The sequence below is a fragment of the Bradyrhizobium sp. genome, from assembly GCF_022844465.1.
In the GTDB taxonomy this organism is placed as follows: Bacteria; Pseudomonadota; Alphaproteobacteria; order Rhizobiales; family Xanthobacteraceae; genus Bradyrhizobium.
Window position 1 is genome coordinate 129,995 of record NZ_JALHLP010000003.1, and the last position, 17,963, is coordinate 147,957.

The following is a 17,963-nucleotide window of genomic DNA, read 5'->3' on the forward strand; positions in this document are numbered from 1 at the left end:
GCAATAATCAAGCATTGTCCTTGGGGCAAAAGGGGGCCTGACATGCCTGCTACAGAGGACAGGGAAAAGCGCCAGTCCATCATCGACGCCTGCCAGCGGATGAATGCGCTCGGCATCAACCAGGGAACGTCGGGAAACATTAGCCTGCGCCATGGCGAAGGTATGCTGATTACGCCGACAAGTACGCCCTATGAGGCGATGCGGCCCGAGCAAATCGTCTACATGGATTTCGACGGCTCGCACGATCCGGCGCGGCGCCCGTCGAGCGAGTGGCGGATTCATCGCGACATCCTCAAGGCCCGCCCCGATGTGGCGGCCATCGTTCACGCCCATCCGCCCTACGCCACCATGCTGGCGATCATGGGCATGGAAATTCCGCCGGTGCATTACATGGTCGCCTGCGCCGGCGGCGACACCATCCGCTGCGCGCCGTACGCCACCTTCGGCACCCAGGAGCTTTCGGACCATGCCGTGCGCGCGCTGGAGGACAGGCTGGCCTGCTTGCTCGAGCATCACGGCATGATAGCGGTGGGGCCGTCGCTATCGAAGGCGATGTGGCTGGCCGTAGAGGTCGAAACCCTGGCGCGTCAATATCACGGCTGCCTGCAAATCGGCGCGCCACCGCGACTGTCGAGGGAGGAAATCGACAACGTCCGCATCCGCATGGCCGGATACGGTCACGTGGAGGAGTAGGCACTCCAGCGCGTTATTTCGCGACGAAGCCCGCTTCGTTCATCAGCGAGGTATTGAGCTTGTCATCCTCTTCGAGGAACTTCAGCATATCCTTGCCGGTGAGGAAAATGGGCTTCAGCGCCTGCTTCTCCATGTATTCCTTGTATTCGGGCGTCTGCGTCACCTTCTGGAACAGGTTGACGTAAAACGCCTGCTGCTCTGCCGTCACCTTGCCGGGCAGGAACATCGCGCGCAGCATCAGGTACTGCACGTCGAGCCCCTCCTCCTTGCAGGTCGGGATGTCGTTCCAGGATTGCGTCTCCGTGACCTTGGTCTTGTAGGCGATGCGCTCCTTGTCGAACACGCACAGCGCGCGGACCTGGCCGGCGCGCCAGACCTCGAGATTTTCGGAAGGATTGTTGACGTTGGCTTCGGTGTGGTTGCCGACCAGCTGCGTTGCCGCCTCGCCACCGGACTTGTAAGGTAGGTAAGAGAACTTCGCGCCGGTCTTCTGCTCCATGAACACCGTCAGCACGTGATCCTCGCGCTTGGAGCCGGTGCCGCCCATCTTGAACGGAGCGCTCGCAGCCTTGGCGGCCGCGATGAATTCCTTCACTGTCTTGGGGCCGGCGATATTGTCCCACAACACGAACTGATCAAGGGCCACGACCGACACCGGAGTTAGGTCGCGCCAGTTGAAGGGAATCTTGGCCGACAGCGGCAGCATGTAGATCAGGGAATACGCGATCAAGACCTTGTTAGGATCGCCGTCGCTGGACTTCATATACATCAGCGCCTCGGCGCCGGACGCCCCGCCCTTCAGCGAGACCACCATCGGCTGCTTCATCAGATTGTTCTTCTGGATCGCCGCCTGCATCATCCGTGCCATCTGATCCGAGGCACCGCCGGCCCCGGCGGCAACAACGATTTCGACCGGCTTGGTCGGCTCCCAGGCGGCAAACGCCGGGGCGCCGACGATCAACGCCGTCAACGCAGCCGTGACCTTCAGGATGCGCGCCATGTGTCCCTCCCCTGCGTATTGGGATCCGAAGATCCTTGCCCGCGAACCATCGCCCATCCAGGCTGGCCGCGCAACATCAAGCCTTTGACTTTGCGGCCGCGTGCTGCGGCAGTTGTTCGCAGCCGCTCGCGAGGTTCCGGTTCGATGCGATGGCTTTCCTGTTGCACGGCAGCGGATGCGCCCCTCTAATGACCGGGTTTGGGCAGATTGGAGGAGAGGTAATGAGAAGCATTCTTATGGCTGTCCTGGTAGGCGCGACGGTAGTGCTCGCGGGCTGCGGGAGAGATCCGGGACCGAAGGGTGAGACCGGCCCCCAGGGCCCGGCGGGGCCGCAAGGCGCCCAGGGGATACAGGGCGTGCCCGGTCCGCAAGGGCAACAGGGGCCTCAGGGGCCGCAAGGACCGCAGGGCGCACCCGGCGCGAAGGGCGAGCCGGGACCGGCTGGTACAACGATCAGGTCAGTGCAGGCGGACGGCCAAGTCAGTTGCGACGCGAGCGAGAACCTGGTGTCGGTGTTTTGCCCCGCCGGCGGCGCGCCCGACGGAGCCAAGTGCGGCAGCGCTCCGACCATCGGTCTCTGTCTCAAGAAGCCATAGCGCGGTGCCTAGGACATTCGCGACTGGTGAGGCGCTATGCCTACCCCGTCGCGAATGCGAAAGTTAAGCCCTGATTGGCAGGCCTTGCAGGAGAACACGGTGGATGGCGGCTGCCGCGTTCCCAGCAACGGACGCCTGGGTCATCGCCGCCGCCCGTCCGCCGCTATTTGCCCTTCCAAATCGGCGCACGCTTGTTGAGAAACGCATCCATTCCCTCGCGGAAATCCTCGCTCATATAGGCGCGCAGGATCAAATCCTCGCCCTCGTCGCGCGTCAACGTCCGCCGAATACGCCGCACCGCTTCCTTAGTGACTTCTAGCGTTATCGGGGCATTTCCGGCAACGAGCTTGGCGGTTTCTTCGGCCCTGCGCTGCAAGGTCGTGAGGTCGGGCACGACTTCATTAAGAAGCCCCAGCGCCAGCGCTTCGGGTGCCTCGACGAGCCGCGCCTTGAAGATCAGGTCCTTGGTCCGCGCCGGGCCGATCAGCGAAACCAGCCTGGAAATGTTGGACATCGACAGACAATTGCCGAGCGTGCGCGCAATCGGGAATCCGATCCGCGTTGACTCCGTGCCGATACGGATGTCGCAGCAGGCTGCGATTCCAGCGCCGCCGCCGGTGCAGGCGCCGGCGATGGCCGCAATCGTCGGCACCCGGCAAGCCTCCAGCGCGCCAAGCACCCGATCGATCCGCGATTCGTAGTCGAGCGCGTCCTGCGCGGATTTGAAGGCGCGGAACTGTGAAATATCCGTGCCCGACGCGAACGCCTTGTCGCCCGCGCCGGTCAGGATCATCGCCTTGATCGAGCGGTCGCCGTTGACGGCCTCGCAGATCGCCGCCATCTGCTCGTACATGGCGAAGGTCAGAGCGTTGCGCGCCTGCGGACGGTTGAACGTCAGCCGGGCGATGCCGTCCTCGACGGAATAGATCAGGTCTTCGGTGGCAACTACCGGAGCGTTCATCACAGCTCTTTCTGTTCTTGTTTTGGGTCGAACGAACTCAGGCTACAGCGGACTTGGGCATCGGCACGATATCGCGTCCCTTCAGAACTTCCATCGCCGCCAGCACGCCCCCGCCGCGATGCGGCACCTTGGCGAGATCGAGCCCCATCTCGACACCGGACAGCGTGCCCATCAACATGAGATCGTTAAAGTGTCCGATATGGCCGATCCTGAACACCCTGCCCTTGATCTTGTTCAGGCCCGTTCCTAGCGACATGTCGAAGTTTTCCAGCACGACCTTCCGGAAATTGTCGGCGTCATGGCCTTCCGGCATCACAACGCCGGTCAGCGCGGGCGAATGCGCGCCCTGTTCCTGACATTGTGTTTCCAGCCCCCACACCTTGACGGCCGCGCGCGTTGCGGCGCTATGACGCTTGTGCCGGGCGAAGACGTTCTCCAGCCCTTCTTCCTCGAGCATCTTGACCGCTTCGCGCAAACCGAACAGGAGGTTGGTCGCGGGAGTGTAGGGCCAGGTGCCGGCCTTGTTGATCGCGATGACTTCCTGCCAGTCCCAATAGGAGCGCATGGCGGGGTTCGCCTTGGCCACCGCCAGCGCTTTTTCCGAAACCGCGTTGAAGCCGAGGCCGGGCGGCAGCATCAACCCCTTCTGCGATCCGGCCACCGACACGTCGATGCCCCAGGCATCATGCTCGTATTCGAGCGATCCGAGGCCGGAGATGGTATCGACCATCAGCAGCGCGGGATGGTTGACACGGTCGAGAATCTTGCGGGTTTCGAGCGGATGAGTGACGCAACCGGTCGAGGTCTCGTTATGCACGATCATGACCGCCTTGATCTTGTGCTGGCGATCGGCGGCAAGACGTGCCTCGATCTGCTCAAGGTCGGCGCCGTGGCGCCAGTCGCCGGGTAGGAAATCGACGTCGAGCTTGAATTTTTCGGCGATGCCGTGCCACAGCACGGCGAACTGCCCGGTCTCCGCCATCAGCACCTTGTCACCGGGCTGCAGTGTATTGACGATCGCCGCTTCCCAGGCGCCGGTACCGGATGAGGGATAGATGATCACCGGTTGCCGGGTGCGGAACACCCGTTGCATGGCCGAAAGCACCGCGTGTCCGATCTCGGCGAATTCAGGGCCCCGGTGGTCCATGGTCGGCATGTCCATGGCGCGCAGCACCCGGTCTGGCACGTTGGTCGGGCCCGGAATCTGCAGAAAATGCCTCCCAGTATGCACGGTCATAGGCGTCCTTCCCCGGTATTCCCTGGTTTCGCGATCGGTCGAATATCACTATTTGGCAGGCTTGTCCCCCCGCCCCGCGAATGTCGCCAACGCATGGCAAGCGGGGCTCCGCCTCGCCGGGGAGGCAGGATCGGAGCGCGGTGCGGGCGATTCAATGGGTATCAGGACAGAAGAGTCCTCAGAGCCCGTTTGGGCTCCAAGGACTTGTTGCGCGATTCGTCGAAGCTAGGTGAGTTGGGGGGGCAGCTTGTCAGGCTCGCACCGGGCGCAAGAGCCGCCCGACACTGCCGAACGCCCTGTCGATGACGGGCCAGAACAGTAACGTGATCGCCAGCGTCGTGATCGAGCCGACCAAGCCATTCGACCAGAACACCGTCATTTCGCCGCCAGAACCGATCATCGACAGGCGGAACGCGTCCTCGGCACGATTCCCAAGTACGAGCGCCAGCGTAAAGGGCGCCAACGGAATGCCGATCTTCTTGAAGACGTAGCCGACCACGCCGAAGCCCAGCATCAGCCAGATGTCGAACATTGCATTCTGGATTGCATAGGCACCGATCGCGCAGGACACGACGATCATGGGGGCGACGGCGGCAAACGGCACCCGCAGGATGGAGGCGAAGATCGGCACCGTCGTCAGCACCAGCACGAGGCCTACGACGTTGCCCAGATACATCGAGGCAATCAGCCCCCAGACGAAATCCTTGTGCTCGACGAATAGCAGCGGACCCGGATTGAGGCCCCATACCATCAGCCCACCGAGCAGGATAGCCGCCGTGCCGGAACCGGGAATGCCGAGCGCCAGCATCGGCAGCAGCGCAGCGGTGCCCGAGGCATGCGCCGCGGTTTCCGGCGCGAACACACCCTCGATGCGACCTTTGCCGAAACTCTCCCGGTCCTTGGAAAAGCGCTTGGCGAGGTTGTAGCCCATGAAGGAGGCGGCAATGGCGCCGCCCGGGGTGATCCCGAGCCAGCATCCGACGAACGAGGAGCGCAGCAGCGTCACCCAGTATTTCGGCAAGTCTCGCCAGACCGACCATACCACGCGCAACGAAATGCTGGCGGCGTGACCGCGCAGCGCCAGGCGCTCTTCCATGGTCAACAGGATTTCGCTGATGCCGAACAGGCCGATGACAGCGACCAGGAAGTTAACGCCGCGCAGCAATTCGCCGGAGCCGAAGGTCATGCGCAACTGACCTGAAACGGTGTCCATACCGACGCCGGCCAGCAATAGGCCGAGCGACATCGAAATCACCGTCTTGTGCTTGGCTTCGCGACCGAGTCCGACAAAGGAGCAGAAGGTGAGCAGATAGACTGCAAAGAACTCGGGCGGCCCAAACTTCAATGCAAACGACGATATCATCGGAGCCAGGAACGTAATCATCACGACCGCAACAAGCGAGCCGATAAACGACGAGGTGAAGGCTGCAGTCAGCGCTTCCGCGGCCCTGCCCTGCTGCGCCATCGGATAACCGTCGAAGGTGGTTGCCACCGACCAGGCCTCGCCGGGAATGTTGAACAGGATCGAGGTGATGGCGCCGCCGAACAGCGCCCCCCAATAGATGCAAGACAGCATTACGATCGCCGATGTCGGATCCATGGTGAACGTCAACGGCAGCAGGATCGCCACGCCGTTGGGGCCGCCAAGGCCGGGCAGCACGCCTACGAAAATGCCGAGCACCAGCCCGACCATCATCAGCGTCAGTATTTTCCAGCTCATCAGAACCGAAAAACCCTGCAAGAGGAGACCGAGCGCTTCCATGGCTTTATTCCTACCGGCCGAGCGCCGATTCGAGCGGCCCTTTAGGCATGATGACATCGAACGCGACATCGAAGGTCACAAACATGATCGCGGTGAACACGAATGCGGTGAGCAGCGATTTCCACAACGTGATCTTACCGACCAGCCGCATGAAGGCGACGATCAGCAGAAGACTCGCGACATAAATGCCGAGATACTGCACACCAAGGCAGAACAGCAGCGTCGGCGCAAACACCAGCATGACGCGGCGAAGCTGAGCCCGCGTTACGAAGACTTGCGCAACTCCGTCGCGCGCCTGGTATGCGATGATGAGACCATAGAGGCTGGCGCCACCCAGGATCACCGACAGATAGAATGGGAAATAACCGGCCTGCGGACCGGTCGATTCCCAGCCAGCACCGGTGCGCCAGTTGTCGAAACCAAGCAATACTGCCAAGGCCAGCAGAAGCAACGAGACCGCCACTTCGACGGTCCCACTGCTCACGACCGCCGGTGATTCGGACTCAGGGGCGGTCGGATCATCGACGACAATCTCGATATCGGCTTTGGACATGGGTTCTTGCCTGGCAAAACACTGGGGGCGTGCGCGTTTCCGGATCGCTCGGAATACGATCTACGGCAGACTGTTACTTTTACTTTGCGACAAAGTCCGCCTCGATCATCAGCGCCTTGTTCAACGCATCGTCCTCCTCGAGGAATTTCATCATTTCCCGCCCCTTCAGAAACACAGGCTTGAGCGCCTGCTTCTCCATGTATTCCTTGTATTCGGTGGTCCGCGTCACCTTCTCAAACAGGTCGAGATAGAAAGCGGCCTGTTCTGCAGTGACCTTGCCGGGCAGAAACATGGCGCGCAACATCAAGTACTGGACATCAAGGCCTTCCTCCTTGCAAGTCGGGATGTCGTGCCAGGACTGTGTTTCAGTGACGTTGTTCTTGTAGGCGATCCGCTCCTTGTCGAACACGCAAAGCGCGCGAACCTGGCCGGCGCGCCATACTTCGAGATTCTCGGACGGATTGTTCACGTTGGCTTCGGTGTGATTGCCGACCAGCTGCGTCGCAGCCTCGCCACCTGATTTGTAGGGCAGGTAGGAGAATTTAGCCCCGGTGCGTTTTTCCATGAACACGGTGAGCACGTGATCTTCACGCTTGGATCCGGTTCCGCCCATCTTGAAAGGCGTCGGTGAGGCCTTTGCCGCGGAAATGAAGTCCTTGACCGATTTCGGGCCGGCGGCGTTGGTCCATAGTACGAATTGATCCATCGCCACGACGGCGACCGGCGTCAGGTCGCGCCAGTTGAACGGGATCTTGGCGGACAAGGGCAGCATGTAGATCAGCGAGTATGCAATCAGCACCTTGTTGGGGTCGCCTTCGCTGGACTTCATGTAGATCAGCGCTTCGGCGCCGGAGGCCCCGCCCTTCAGCGAAACCACGAGCGGTTGCTTCATCAGATTGTTTTTCTGAACGGCTGCTTGCATCATGCGCGCCATTTGATCTGAGGCGCCACCTGCGCCCGCAGCAACTACAATCTCGACCGGCTTGGTCGGCTCCCACGCGATCGCTGGCGCGCTCGCCACGACAGCAGCAGTCAAGAATGCGATCCCTCGCGATACCCTAGGCATATGTTCTCTCCCTCTGGCTCTGGCCGGGTATTGCCCCCGGCACTATCTCTGATCGTGATCTTGGTTCTAGAAATCTAGTCTCCGTGAAAACAGCCGGGCTTCGTGAGGTCATTCAGCCCGGAATCAGGCGCCGATGATCTTCAGGTGAGACGGGTGATTGGCCTTCGTTCTTCCTTCGAGATACGTCATGGCGACCGCCACCCCGCCGGCGCGATAAGGAACGCCCGCGATCGACAATCCCATCTCCACGCCGGTCAGCGCACCCAGCAGGGTGAGTTCGTTGCACTCGCCGAGGTGCCCGATCCGAAAAACCTTGCCAGCAAGCTTGGTCAGTCCGGAGCCCAGCGACATATTGTAGTTTTCGAGCACTATCTTTCGAAACTTGTCTGCGTCGTGCCCTGGCGGCATCAAGACGGCGGTAAGCACCGGGGAGTATTCGGCTGGTTCGACGCAAAGGACCTCGAGGCCCCAATGCGTGACCGCCGCGCGGGTCGCGGCAGCCAACCGCTCATGGCGGGCAAATACCGCGTCCAGTCCCTCTTCCAGCAGCATCGCGATCGCTTCGCGAAGTCCATAAAGGAGATTGGTAGCAGGCGTGTAGGGAAAAAAGCCGCTTGCATTTGGCTTCAACATTTCCTCCCAGTCCCAATAGGACCGGGGCATCTTGTTTGACTTCGCGGCCGCGCGGGCCTTGTCCGAGATCGCGTTGAATCCAAGCCCTGGAGGGAGCATGAATCCTTTCTGCGAACAGCTCACCGTGACGTCTACCCTCCACTCGTCATGCCGATAATCGACCGAGCCGAGGGAAGAAATCGTGTCGACCAGAAGTAAGGCGGGGTGGCCGGCCCGGTCCATGGCCTTGCGAATATCGCCGATCCTGCTCGTGACGCCGGTCGAGGTCTCGTTGTGAACGACCATGACGGCCTTGATCGAGTGGGAGGAGTCTCGCGCCAGCCGGTCCTCTATCGCGGACGGGTCCGCGCCGCGGCGCCAGTCGCCGGGCAAAAAGTCCACATCAATTCCCCATCGCGCAGCCATCTGACGCCACAGCGTGGCAAAGTGCCCGGTCTCGACCATCAGGACCCTGTCACCTGGCGACAGCGTGTTGACGATCGCAGCCTCCCAGGCACCGGTTCCAGAAGAGGGAAAGATGATGACCGGCCCCGTCGTCTTGAAGATTTCTTGGCAGCCACCAAGGACGGCCCGCCCGAGCTCGGCAAATTCCTGGCTGCGGTGGTCCATGACAGGCATATCCATGGCCCGGAGGACGCGATCAGGCACCGGGCTTGGGCCTGGAATCTGCAGGAAGTGGCGCCCCTGATACTCGGTCATCGTCTCCTCCGCTGTTGGCTACTATTATTGCATTCACTTTTTGACCAAACAAGGCATTTATTGAGTTCAATTACTTGTCGACGATGCTGCGCTCTTTCACTATGTTGACGGGATGAAACGCGAGATCCCCAACGAAACTGTGTTCCCGGACCACTCAGCGGCGGCGATTTCCGACGCACGCAAGGAGGAATCCTCGCTACATGGCGAGATCCTGGCGCGGCTACGCGACTACATCGTCGAAGGAAACATTGCCGACGGTGGCCGCATTCCGGAGCGCCAGCTTTGCGCCATGTTCGGTATTTCCCGAACCCCGTTGCGCGAGGCACTCAAGGTTCTCGCATCGGAAGGATTGGTCGATTTACTGCCAAATCGGGGAGCGCGCGTTCGGCAATTGAGCGCCCGCGAATTGGCCGAACTCTTTGATGTCATGGGTGGATTGGAAAGCCTGGCTGGACGCCTGGCCTGCGAAAACATCGAGGAACAGGAGGTCGCGGAGATCGAGCGGCTGCACTACGAAATGTACGGGTGCTACCTGCATCGCGACATGCAGGGCTACTTCAGGATCAACCAACTCATTCACCAGAAAATCGTCGAGGCGTCCCGAAACACCACATTGATGGCAGCCTACGCTAATTTCGCCGGTCGCATTCGCCGCATCCGCTATTCCGCGAATTTCGCTCGCAAACGGGAGCGCTGGGGTGAAGCGATGCGGGAGCACGAATTGATCCTGGATGCGTTGCGGCGACGCGCGGGCAGTGAGCTCAGCGACATACTCTTTCAGCACTTACGCAACAAACAGGCAGCCGCCGTCGAGTACATGGACGAAACTTCTGTGCATACGACGAATCGCGATCAATCCTCGACTTTGAATTCAAAAAAGTAACACAATCGAAATAGATTGCATTTTTTTACGTTTGGAACTAGGGAGCACAAGCGCCAGCAAGCAAAAATAGCACAGATGGGGGGCCTGATGCCGGATTCGGACGTCACGCGGCTTGAGCAACAGCTTCGATCGAATGTCGCCGGTGATGTTTACTTCGACCGCTTCAGCCGCGGGCGCTATGCGACCGACGCTTCGTTCTATCAGATCATGCCCGCCGGCGCTGTGGTTCCAAGGACCATGGACGACGCCTTGCGGGCACTGACTATTTCGCGCGACCATGGACGGGTCGTTACCCCGCGCGGCGGCGGCACATCGCAATGCGGCCAGACCGTCAACGGGGGAATCGTCGTCGACTTTTCCAAGCATCTGAACCGCATCCTCTCGGTTGACGTCGAAAACCGTACCTGCCGGGTCGAGCCGGGCATCGTGCTCGACGACCTCAACCGCCAGCTCAGGAAGCACGGACTCTGGTTTCCGGTCGACGTCTCGACCGCTTCTCGGGCCACGATCGGCGGCATGGCCGGCAACAATTCGTGCGGTGGGCGTTCGCTTCGGTACGGAACCATGCGCGACAACACGCTGTCGATGGATGCGGCGCTGGCCGACGGCACGCTGCTGCACTTCGGCGAAGTGCCGCGGGATCTCGGGGGGGTGAACGCGCCGCGAAGCGGACTCGAACTGTTCCGCGACATGCTTGATCTCGGCGAGCGTGAGGCGATCGAGATATCCGAGCGGTTTCCGAAAGTGCAGCGTCGCGTCGGCGGCTACAATCTCGATGCGCTGATGCCCCGCAACGCACCGAACAACATCGCTCACCTCTTGGTGGGCTCAGAGGGCACCTTGGCCTTCACCACGAGCGTCGAACTCAAACTGTGGCCGTTGATCCGCAATAAGGTGCTCGGCGTTTGTCATTTCGGCAGCTTCTATGAAGCCATGGATGCCGCCCAGCACCTTGTCAAGTTGCGGCCGATCGCGGTCGAATTGGTCGATCGCACCATGATCGCGCTCGGGCGCGACATCGCCATGTTCCAGCCGGTCATCGACTCCGCCGTGCGCGGCGACCCCGATGCGGTATTGGTCGTGGAGTTCGCGGAGGAGGACCAGGCCGAGAACCTGCATCGCCTGAAGCAGCTCGGTGAGATGATGGCAGATCTCGGTTTCGGATGGGACAAGCCGCAGCGAAAATGGGGCGGCGTGGTCGAGATTATCGAACCCACCCTCCAGAGCGCCATTGCGGACTTCCGCGCCGCAGGTCTCAACGTGATGATGTCGATGAAGCAGGAGGGCAAGCCGGTCTCTTTTGTCGAGGACTGCGCGGTGCCCCTGCCCCACCTCGCCGACTACACCGATCGGCTCAATCGCATCTTTGCCAAACACGGCACCCGCGGCACCATGTACGCGCACGCCTCCGAAGGCTGCCTGCATGTCCGTCCTGTCCTCAATCTGAAACTGGAAAAGGATGTCAAGGCTATGCGCGCTATCGCCGAAGAGGCGTTCGAGATGGTGCGGGAGTACAAGGGGTCGCATTCCGGCGAGCACGGCGACGGGATGGTTCGTTCCGAATTCCACGAAGCGATGTTCGGCGCCCGCATCGTGGCCGACTTCAGGGAAGTTAAAAAGCGATTCGACCCGGACAACATCTTGAATCCCGGCAAGATCGTCGATCCACCTGACATGGACGACCGTTCGCTGTTCCGCTATCAACCGGATTATCGCGTCGCCGAGTTCAAGACGGTGCTCGACTGGTCGGCCTATCCCGGCGCCGGGGGCGGCTTTCAGGGCGCGGTCGAGATGTGCAACAACAATGGCGCCTGCCGGAAGCTCGAAGGTGGCGTGATGTGCCCATCTTACCGCGCGACCCGCAACGAAAAAGACGTGACCCGAGGTCGCGCCAACACGCTGCGGCTCGCCATCTCGGGCCAGCTCGGACCCGATGCGATGGCTTCCGACCAAATGCTGGAAACCCTTAAACTCTGCGTCTCCTGCAAGGCCTGCCGCCATGAATGCCCCGTTGGCGTCGACATGGCCAAAATGAAGATCGAGGTATTGGCCGCGCGCGTGGCCAGTCACGGGCTGTCGCTGCGCGACCGACTGGTCGGCTATCTCCCGCGCTATGCCGATCTGGCCTCCCGCCTCGCTCCGCTTCCCAACTTGCGCAATCGCAGCCCGCTGTTGCGCAGGCTGTTCGAGAAGATTGCCGGCATCAGCGCCCAACGTGCCTTACCCGCGTTCCGGCGTGACATGTTCAGGACCGGTGCCGAGACGGTTGGAGCTGCCGACGGGCCAGAAGCGGTGCTGTTCGCCGACACCTTCAACCGAGCATACGAACGTGAGAATCTTGACGCAGCCTTGCGAGTCCTGGTCGAAGCCGGCTATCGAGTACACCTCCCTAAGCCCGCGGATGGCACCCGCGCACTGTGTTGCGGACGGACCTTCCTTTCGGCGGGCCTTGTTGACCAGGCGCGCGACGAATTGAACCGACTGGTCACAACCTACGCGCCATTCGCCGCGCGCGGCGTGCCTATCGTTGGACTGGAGCCGAGCTGTTTGCTGACGTTGCGCGACGAACTGCTTTCACTACGCGCGGACAGCGCAGCCAGAACCGTCAGCGCGCACGCATTGCTGTTTGAGGAGTTCTTGGTCCGGGAGGCGGAAGCCGGTCGTTTAAGGCTGCCGCTTGGCGCCATGCCGTTGAAAGCGCTGGTACACGGCCATTGCCACCAGAAGTCATTCGGCGCTTTCAAAACGGTCGAAAAGGCGCTACGTCTCGTCCCCGAACTCGACATCGAAATCATCGAGTCAAGCTGCTGCGGGATGGCCGGCGCGTTCGGCTATGGCGCTGACACCTATCAGGCTTCGATGGAAATGGCCGAGTTGTCGCTGCTGCCTGCGGTGCGACGCGCCGATGCGTCCACGATAATTGTCGCCGACGGCACCTCTTGCCGCCATCAGATCAAGGATGGGAGCGCGCGCCCGGCCCTTCATGTCGCGCGGGTGCTGGCGATGAGTCTCGACCGCGCGAAGCCAATTTGAACGCTTTGCCCGTCACAAAGGAAACCAATCATGACTGAACTGACCCTCGATGTCGCCCGCAAGATTCTCGATGCAGCCCTTGCCAAAGGAGTCGAGAAGAATCTCAAACCTCTGGTGGTCACCGTGCTCGATGCCCGCGGCTGCGTAAAGGTCACGGCGGCACAGGACGGCACCAGCCTGATGCGGGCTGAGGTCGCGCACGGCAAGGCTTATGGCGCCCTCGCCATGGGTATGGGATCTCGGGCGCTGTTCCAGCGCGCCCAGGAGCAGCCCTATTTCGTCAGCGCCGTGAATACGCTGGCCCAAGGCCGTTTGGTGCCGGTGCCCGGCGGCGTACTGATTGAGGGCGATCGCGGTCTGCTCGGCGCCGTGGGCATCAGCGGCGACACCTCCGACAATGATGAGGCATGCGCGGTCGCGGGCATCGAAGCGGCCGGATTGAAAGCGAAGGCGGGGTAGCTGCGCCTGGTTGCTACTTGCCCGACCATGATGGCTTACGCTTCTCGCCAAAGGCCTTGAGGCCTTCCCTGGCGTCCTCCGTCATCGCCAACAGTGCGATCTGGCTTTCGGTATAGGCGATGCTTTCGTCGAACGACATCGAGGCGATCGCCCGCATGGCATATTTGCCGCGCCTGATCGCGGTCGGCGATTTGTCGATGATGCGGTTGACGAGCCAGTCGACCTTGGCGTCCAGTTCGGCCGAGGGCACCACGTAATTCAGGAGCCCGGCCGCCTGCGCCGTGCGCGCATCGAACGGCTCGCCGGTTAGTGACCATTCGCTGACGAGACGCCGCGGCGCAATCGACTGCAACAGGCTCAGGACCTGCATGGGGAAGACGCCGACCTTTACCTCGGGCAACCCGAAGATGACGTGATCGGCGGCGACGGCCATGTCGGTCATGCACAACAGGCCCATACCCCCGGCCATGCAGACGCCGCCCACACGCGCGATCGCCGGCTTGGTGGCGTTCTGTGACAGCCGCAACAGATCCGCATAGTCAACATTCGGCCTGGAAAACTCCATCGCAAACGCGGCGCCACTGTTCTGCAGGTCCGCGCCGGCACAGAACGCCTTGTCGCCTGCACCTGTCAGCACGATGACGCGCACTTTCTTGTCGTCGTGCGCGTCGTGGTAGCCGCGGGAGATGCCGGCGACCACGCCGGCATTGATGGCGTTGCGCTTGTCCGGCCGGTTGATGGTAATCCAGAAAGCCTGCCCGCGCCTTTCGCAAATCACGCTGTCTGTGTCGGTCATTGTCCTGCTCGCCTGTTTGCCATGAACTGCCAAACATTTGCGGCAGGATGCCGGTGGACTGCAAGCGGGAATTAGGCTGCGGGCGCGGTCTTCTTCACCCAGACCTTGTTGTCGTGAAATGCCGCGCCGCCAACGGGGGCGACGGTTTCGGCCCCCGTCAGCATGTTGATACCGCGCCCGCCGATATGAGCCTTGTTGGGGTGAATCGATTCCGCGATCAAGACGCCGCGGCGCAGACCGTCGAACAGCCGGGCCGTCAACGTCGTGTCGCCGCGCGTGTTGCCCAGCGTGACAATATCCCCGTCGACGATTCCAAGCGGCGCGGCGTCCTCGGGATGGATCAAGACCGAGGGATGGCCCTCGCGCGCGACCGACGACGGCGTTTCGTTGAAGCTGGTGTTGAGAAAGCTGCGCGAAGGGCTGGTCGCAAGCCTGAACGGGTGGGCCTCGTCGGCCTCCTCGATGATCGTCCAGTGGTCGGGTAGCGAGGGCATTTCGGTCCAAGGGCCGAGGCCAGGAATTCCGAAGGGTGGGTTGGCCCAATCCGCCCTGAAATGGAACTTCTTGTCCGCATGGGCGAAACCGTCGAGATAATGGGAGGTGCGAAAATCCGGCTGGATATCCCGCCACAGATCGGCTTCCAGAGTTTCGATGTCACCGTGGCCGCTCTTCTTCAGCGTCGCGTCAATCAGTTCGCGCGGCGACATCTCAAAGCCCGGATGCACCGCATTGAGGCGATGACTGAGACCTTGCAACACTTCGTGGTTGGAACGGCATTCCCCCGGCGGGTCAATCAGTTTGGCGCCAACCGAAATATGCTGGTGGCCGCCACCATAATAGAGATCGTCATGCTCCATGAACATGGTAGCGGGAAGCACGATGTCGGCCATGGCCGCCGTCTCGGTCATGAACTGCTCGTGCACCGCGACGAATAAGTCCTCGCGCGCAAATCCTCGGCGCACCAAGGCCTGTTCGGGCGCTACCGTCATCGGATTGGTGTTCTGGATCAGCATTGCCTTGACCGGGCCACCGCCCTTCAGGGATTCTGTATCGCCGGTCAGGATGCGGCCGATCCTCGACTGGTCGAGCCAACGCGTGTTGCGGTCGATCGCGTCGTGGCCCTCGATGATGCTCTCGTCGAATTTCCAGATCGCCGCATTGTTGAAGAACGCGCCGCCGCCCTCATATTGCCAGGCCCCCGTCACCGCAGGGATGCAGAGCGCCGCGTGCATCTGCGCCGCGCCATTGCGGCTGCGGGTGAAGCCATAACCGAGGCGGAAGAACGAACGCTTGGTTTGGCCAACGGCGCGGGCGAACGCCTCGATCTCCTCGACCGGTACGCCTGATATCCTGGAAGCCCATTCCGGTGTCCGGGACGCCAGATGTACCTCGAGTTCATCGGGGCAGTCGGTGTAACGATCGAGATAGGCCCGGTCGGCATAACCCTCCCGAAACAAAACGTGCATGACGCCGCAGGCAAAGGCGCCGTCCGTGCCGGGCCGCAGCAGGATCTTGATATCCGCCTGCTTCATGGTGTCGTTGTTGTAGATGTCGACAGCCGCGATCTTCGCGCCGCGCTCTTTGCGGGCGCGCGATGCGTGCGTCATGACATTGACCTGGGTATTTACCGGATTAGTGCCCCAGATCACGATCAGATCGGAAACGCCCATCTCCCGCGGATCGACGCCAGCGATCTTGCCGGTGCCAATGGAAAACCCGACCCGTGCGATGTTCGCGCAGATGGTCGAGTAAAAGCGCGAGTATTTCTTCACATGCGCCAAGCGATTGATGCCGTCACGCATCACCAGTCCCATGGTCCCCGCATAATAATACGGCCAAACCGATTCAGCGCCGAACTCGCGTTCGGCTTGGTCGAAGCGCACTGCAATCTCGTCGAGCGCTTCGTCCCAGGAAATACGCGCGAATCGGCCGGAGCCCTTCGGTCCGATGCGCCGCATTGGATGGAGCAGCCGGTCAGGATGATGAATGCGCTCGGCATAGCGCGCGACCTTGGCGCAGACGACCCCGGCGGTATAGGTTTGCAACTTGGAGCCACGCACCCGGCCGATCGATTGTCCGTCAATCACCTCGATATCGAGCGCACAGGCCGACGGGCAATCGTGCGGACAGGTGGAGTGACGGATGTCGATCTTGGCGTGCTGGTTCATATTGGAATAGGTAGCATCAAAAATTCGGATCGCCGAGAGCCTTTATCCAGCTTTACCTTGGCGAAAACAACCGGCAAGCCATGCGTCAGGGCCCAGATAGCAGCCGCCATCGGCATGAATCGCCTGCCCATTGACATGGTATGCACCCGGCCCGCGGCTACGCCTTCGGGCCATCCTCTGTCCGCTCAGGGTCCGGTGGAGCCTTCGCCCGCGGCGTACCGATTGCGGCTCCGAAGAGCTTTGTCGAGCTGCTCGATCCCAAATGGAGGGGTAGGACCGTCAAGGCGCACCCGGGTCATTGCAGCGTAATCACGACCGCGGCAATGCAGCACGCGCTCTTATTCCCACGGCATCCAGCCAGTCTTTCATCGACAGCCGGTTGGCATTGCAGCTAAAGTTGCCGCTAGGAACAGAACAAGAGCTCGGGGGAGTGAAATGGTGGGCCAAAGGACGGCGCTAGCACTGATTGTAGTCCTGCTTTCGGTACTGCCACCCACCCCGCAAGCGCGCGCACAGGACTACCCGTCGCGTTCGGTCAAGGTGATCGTTCCCTTCGGCGCCGGGGGGCCGGCCGATGTTACGGCCCGCCAGATCGGCAGCATCCTGCAGGAGAACTTTGGCCAGCCATTTATCATCGAGAACCGCACCGGCGCCGGCGGCGTGATCGGCACTCAGGAAGTCGTGAAGTCGCCCCCCGACGGTTACACCCTGCTGATGATGTCGAACACCCAAACCGCGAATGAATCTCTGGCTCCGCAGCGAAAATACGAACTGATGCGGGATCTCGCGCCGATCGCGCCGGTCAACTATTCCGACTTGGTCATCGTGATTCATCCCTCGGTGCCGGCAAGAACGCTGCAGGAATTCATCGCGCTCGCAAAATCACAGCCGGGCAAGCTGAACTACGCCTCCTCCGGTCAAGGCACGCCGTATCACATGGCCGGTGAACTCTTCAAAGCCATGGCCGGCATCGATGTCGTGCACGTGCCTTACCGCAACAGCGGCGAGGCGCGAAGCGGCGTTATCGGCGGCCAGGTACAGATGATGATCGATGCGGTTCCGGCAATGGCCCCCAACGTCGCCGAAAACCAGGTACGCGCGCTGGCGACAACAGGCAAGGCGCGCTCGAGCGTTCTGCCCAATGTGCCGACCGTGATAGAGGCTGGCATTGCCGGCTATGAAGCCACCATCTGGCTCGGCTTGATGGCGCCTGCCGGTACGCCAAGGCCGATCATCGACAAGATCAACGCGGCAGTGAATGCCGTGGCAAAGCGGCCCGATATCCTCAAACTCTGGACCCAGCAGGGGGTTGTCCCCCTGTCGATGCTTCCGGACGAGTTCGACAAATTTCTACGCGGCGATATTGTGAAATGGGCCGACGTCGTCAAGAAGTTCGAAAAGCCGCAATAACCAACCACCGAAAA

At 61.4% G+C, this 17,963-nt stretch carries 14 protein-coding genes; 5 read left to right on the top strand and 9 right to left on the bottom strand.

Translation table 11 applies throughout. From position 1 onward, the window contains the following. The first annotated feature begins 42 nt into the window (after window positions 1-42). On the top strand, window positions 43-693 hold the full coding sequence (locus Q0D31_RS08740) for a class II aldolase/adducin family protein (RefSeq protein WP_291848520.1): 651 nt from the start codon (window positions 43-45) through the stop codon (window positions 691-693). Between the two features lie 13 nt (window positions 694-706). Here the strand turns inward: Q0D31_RS08740 and Q0D31_RS08745 are convergent, their stop codons facing one another. The 7 genes from Q0D31_RS08745 to Q0D31_RS08775 form a co-directional block, all read right to left on the bottom strand. Beyond that, complete coding sequence (locus tag Q0D31_RS08745; RefSeq protein ID WP_291848523.1) at window positions 707-1,693, bottom strand: tripartite tricarboxylate transporter substrate-binding protein; 987 nt, start codon at window positions 1,691-1,693, stop codon at window positions 707-709. 759 nt (window positions 1,694-2,452) lie between these two features. Then, the gene (locus Q0D31_RS08750; protein WP_291848526.1) at window positions 2,453-3,250 is read right to left on the bottom strand and encodes an enoyl-CoA hydratase/isomerase family protein; all 798 of its coding nucleotides are present in this window, start codon (window positions 3,248-3,250) and stop codon (window positions 2,453-2,455) included. Window positions 3,251-3,287: 37 nt separating this feature from the next. After that, complete coding sequence (locus Q0D31_RS08755; protein WP_291848529.1) at window positions 3,288-4,487, bottom strand: aminotransferase class V-fold PLP-dependent enzyme; 1,200 nt, start codon at window positions 4,485-4,487, stop codon at window positions 3,288-3,290. Window positions 4,488-4,737: 250 nt separating this feature from the next. Continuing rightward, entirely contained in the window at window positions 4,738-6,249 is a 1,512-nt protein-coding gene (locus Q0D31_RS08760; protein ID WP_291848532.1) for a tripartite tricarboxylate transporter permease, read from the bottom strand. Window positions 6,250-6,259: 10 nt separating this feature from the next. Then, on the bottom strand, window positions 6,260-6,802 hold the full coding sequence (locus Q0D31_RS08765) for a tripartite tricarboxylate transporter TctB family protein (RefSeq protein ID WP_291848535.1): 543 nt from the start codon (window positions 6,800-6,802) through the stop codon (window positions 6,260-6,262). A gap of 79 nt (window positions 6,803-6,881) precedes the next feature. Then, window positions 6,882-7,868, bottom strand: coding sequence for a tripartite tricarboxylate transporter substrate-binding protein (locus tag Q0D31_RS08770; protein ID WP_291848538.1), 987 nt, complete (start codon window positions 7,866-7,868; stop codon window positions 6,882-6,884). 123 nt (window positions 7,869-7,991) lie between these two features. Continuing rightward, the gene (locus Q0D31_RS08775; protein WP_291848540.1) at window positions 7,992-9,200 is read right to left on the bottom strand and encodes an alanine--glyoxylate aminotransferase family protein; all 1,209 of its coding nucleotides are present in this window, start codon (window positions 9,198-9,200) and stop codon (window positions 7,992-7,994) included. A gap of 112 nt (window positions 9,201-9,312) precedes the next feature. Here Q0D31_RS08775 and Q0D31_RS08780 point away from each other — a divergent pair, with 112 nt between their 5' ends. The 3 genes from Q0D31_RS08780 (at window position 9,313) to Q0D31_RS08790 (ending at window position 13,575) form a co-directional block, all read left to right on the top strand. Beyond that, window positions 9,313-10,083 (top strand): GntR family transcriptional regulator, encoded by a 771-nt coding sequence (locus tag Q0D31_RS08780; RefSeq protein WP_291848543.1) that lies wholly within the window; start codon window positions 9,313-9,315, stop codon window positions 10,081-10,083. Between the two features lie 87 nt (window positions 10,084-10,170). Continuing rightward, entirely contained in the window at window positions 10,171-13,116 is a 2,946-nt protein-coding gene (locus Q0D31_RS08785; RefSeq protein ID WP_291848546.1) for an FAD-binding and (Fe-S)-binding domain-containing protein, read from the top strand. 30 nt (window positions 13,117-13,146) lie between these two features. After that, complete coding sequence (locus Q0D31_RS08790; RefSeq protein WP_291848549.1) at window positions 13,147-13,575, top strand: heme-binding protein; 429 nt, start codon at window positions 13,147-13,149, stop codon at window positions 13,573-13,575. A 13-nt stretch (window positions 13,576-13,588) separates the two neighbouring features. On the opposite strand, the gene Q0D31_RS08795 is transcribed toward Q0D31_RS08790, so the two are convergent. After that, window positions 13,589-14,371, bottom strand: coding sequence for an enoyl-CoA hydratase/isomerase family protein (locus Q0D31_RS08795; RefSeq protein WP_291848552.1), 783 nt, complete (start codon window positions 14,369-14,371; stop codon window positions 13,589-13,591). 71 nt (window positions 14,372-14,442) lie between these two features. Further along, window positions 14,443-16,539, bottom strand: coding sequence for a molybdopterin oxidoreductase family protein (locus tag Q0D31_RS08800; RefSeq protein WP_291848555.1), 2,097 nt, complete (start codon window positions 16,537-16,539; stop codon window positions 14,443-14,445). Between the two features lie 435 nt (window positions 16,540-16,974). On the opposite strand from Q0D31_RS08800, the gene Q0D31_RS08805 reads away from it, so the two are divergent. After that, complete coding sequence (locus Q0D31_RS08805) at window positions 16,975-17,949, top strand: tripartite tricarboxylate transporter substrate binding protein (RefSeq protein WP_291848558.1); 975 nt, start codon at window positions 16,975-16,977, stop codon at window positions 17,947-17,949. Window positions 17,950-17,963: the final 14 nt, after the last annotated feature.

What these genes read in the sequence shown, in the direction of transcription:
- Q0D31_RS08740 (WP_291848520.1), top strand. Translation starts at nt 43, where the DNA reads ATGCCTGCTACAGAGGACAGGGAAAAGCGCCAGTCCATCATCGACGCC.
- Q0D31_RS08745 (WP_291848523.1), bottom strand. Translation starts at nt 1,693, where the DNA reads ATGGCGCGCATCCTGAAGGTCACGGCTGCGTTGACGGCGTTGATCGTC.
- Q0D31_RS08750 (WP_291848526.1), bottom strand. Translation starts at nt 3,250, where the DNA reads ATGAACGCTCCGGTAGTTGCCACCGAAGACCTGATCTATTCCGTCGAG.
- Q0D31_RS08755 (WP_291848529.1), bottom strand. Translation starts at nt 4,487, where the DNA reads ATGACCGTGCATACTGGGAGGCATTTTCTGCAGATTCCGGGCCCGACC.
- Q0D31_RS08760 (WP_291848532.1), bottom strand. Translation starts at nt 6,249, where the DNA reads ATGGAAGCGCTCGGTCTCCTCTTGCAGGGTTTTTCGGTTCTGATGAGC.
- Q0D31_RS08765 (WP_291848535.1), bottom strand. Translation starts at nt 6,802, where the DNA reads ATGTCCAAAGCCGATATCGAGATTGTCGTCGATGATCCGACCGCCCCT.
- Q0D31_RS08770 (WP_291848538.1), bottom strand. Translation starts at nt 7,868, where the DNA reads ATGCCTAGGGTATCGCGAGGGATCGCATTCTTGACTGCTGCTGTCGTG.
- Q0D31_RS08775 (WP_291848540.1), bottom strand. Translation starts at nt 9,200, where the DNA reads ATGACCGAGTATCAGGGGCGCCACTTCCTGCAGATTCCAGGCCCAAGC.
- Q0D31_RS08780 (WP_291848543.1), top strand. Translation starts at nt 9,313, where the DNA reads ATGAAACGCGAGATCCCCAACGAAACTGTGTTCCCGGACCACTCAGCG.
- Q0D31_RS08785 (WP_291848546.1), top strand. Translation starts at nt 10,171, where the DNA reads ATGCCGGATTCGGACGTCACGCGGCTTGAGCAACAGCTTCGATCGAAT.
- Q0D31_RS08790 (WP_291848549.1), top strand. Translation starts at nt 13,147, where the DNA reads ATGACTGAACTGACCCTCGATGTCGCCCGCAAGATTCTCGATGCAGCC.
- Q0D31_RS08795 (WP_291848552.1), bottom strand. Translation starts at nt 14,371, where the DNA reads ATGACCGACACAGACAGCGTGATTTGCGAAAGGCGCGGGCAGGCTTTC.
- Q0D31_RS08800 (WP_291848555.1), bottom strand. Translation starts at nt 16,539, where the DNA reads ATGAACCAGCACGCCAAGATCGACATCCGTCACTCCACCTGTCCGCAC.
- Q0D31_RS08805 (WP_291848558.1), top strand. Translation starts at nt 16,975, where the DNA reads ATGGTGGGCCAAAGGACGGCGCTAGCACTGATTGTAGTCCTGCTTTCG.